Raw genomic sequence first — 1,671 nt, 5'->3', positions numbered from 1 at the left:
TCAGGTCAGTTCTCCTATCCCTTCCGGTGACGCCTCGCAGGCGTGAAAATCAGGGTGGGCCGCCCGCCAACGTCGGTGTTTCCCCTTGGGATACGAACCCGTAGGTCAGTTTGACGTTGGGGCCCGACCTTGAAGGGTCACGCACTGTTGCTTCGAGCACGCCGGTCAGAATCTCGGTTCCCGACCGTGGCCCCCGGGCAGCCCGTCCCACCCGTGCTGCGGCGATCAGGAGGCGGTCAGGATGACCAACGAGATCGAAGAGATTCCCGACGCCGACCATGAGCAGCTCATCGATCGTGTCGCCGCGATCGATGTGGCCAAGGAGTTCGGCAAGGTCTGCGTCCGGATCCCGGACCCGGCCCGGCCGGGCCGGCGGATCAGCCGGGTCTGGGACACCCCCGCCACGACCAACGCCGTACTGACCCTGGCCTGCCGCCTGCTCGAGTTCGGCGTGCAGAAAGTGACGGTCGAGTCCACCAGCGACTACTGGCGGATCTGGTTCTACCTGCTCGAATCGCAGGGCCTGGACGTGCAACTGGTCAACGCCCGCGACGTCAAGAACGTCCCCGGACGACCCAAAACAGACAAACTCGATGCGGTGTGGCTCGCGAAACTCACCGAGAAAGGACTCCTACGACCCTCGTTCGTCCCCCCGGCCCCCGTACGGGCCTTACGCGACTACACCCGGATGCGCATCGACTTCACCCGCGAGACCACCCGCCACTGGCAACGCCTGGAGAAACTCCTCGAAGACGCCCTGATCAAGATCTCCTCCGTGGCCAGCAAACTCGACACTCTCTCCACCCGCGACATGATCGAGGCCCTCATCCGCGGCGAAGACGACCCCCAGGTTCTGGCCGGCATGGCCCGCGGCCGGATGCGCGGCAAACACCCCGCCCTCGTCGAAGCACTGACCGGCCGTTTCGACGACCACCACGCCGAACTCGCCCGGATGCTGCTCGACCAGATCGACACCCTCGGCCGGCAGGTCGACCAGCTCACCACCCGCATCGAAGCCGTCATCGCCGCGATCCCCGCCGCAGACGCCCCCACCCATGACGGCAACGCCCATCATCTCGACGCCACCACGTTGACCGCGATTGAACGCCTCGACGAAATCCCCGGCATCAGCCACCTGTCCGCCCAGGTCATCCTCGCCGAGATAGGCCTGGACATGACCAGGTTCCCGACCGCCGGCCATTTGGCGTCCTGGGCGAAACTCACTCCGAGAACCATCCAATCCGGAACCCGGCAACGTGCCGGCAGAACCGGCAAGGGCAACCCCTACCTCAAAGGCATCCTCGGCGAAGCAGCCACCGCCGCCGCCAAGACCAACACCTTCCTCGGCGAACGCTACCGTCGCATCGTCAAACGCCGCGGCAAACTCAAAGCCCTCGTCGCGGTCGCCAGATCCATCCTTACCACCGTCTGGCACCTCCTCGCCGACCCCACCCGACGCTTCCACGACCTCGGCCCCGATCACCACACCACCCGGATCGACAAAGGCCGCAGGATCCGCCATCTCGTCCAGCAACTCGAAGCACTCGGCCAGACCGTCACCCTCGCCCCGCTCGGCTGACAATCTCCCCACCGAGCCGGCCTGTCGACCAGACCGACCCGGTGATCACCCATGCCCAAACAAGGCCGTGGTCAAGGTGTTTTTCCGGTCAG

Annotated in this window: 1 protein-coding gene; it reads left to right on the top strand. The window is 65.5% G+C overall.

The annotated features are described in order from the left end of the window. The first annotated feature begins 241 nt into the window (after positions 1–241). Positions 242–1,579, top strand: a complete 1,338-nt coding sequence (locus BC793_RS48550; protein WP_109603419.1) for an IS110 family RNA-guided transposase — start codon at positions 242–244, stop codon at positions 1,577–1,579. Positions 1,580–1,671: the final 92 nt, after the last annotated feature.

The organism is Actinoplanes xinjiangensis (assembly GCF_003148685.1).
Lineage (GTDB): Bacteria > Actinomycetota > Actinomycetes > Mycobacteriales > Micromonosporaceae > Actinoplanes > Actinoplanes xinjiangensis.
Note: the sequence above shows the minus strand (reverse complement) of the source record. Positions and strands in the feature narration are given on the sequence as shown.

What these genes read in the sequence shown, in the direction of transcription:
- BC793_RS48550 (WP_109603419.1), top strand. Translation starts at nt 242, where the DNA reads ATGACCAACGAGATCGAAGAGATTCCCGACGCCGACCATGAGCAGCTC.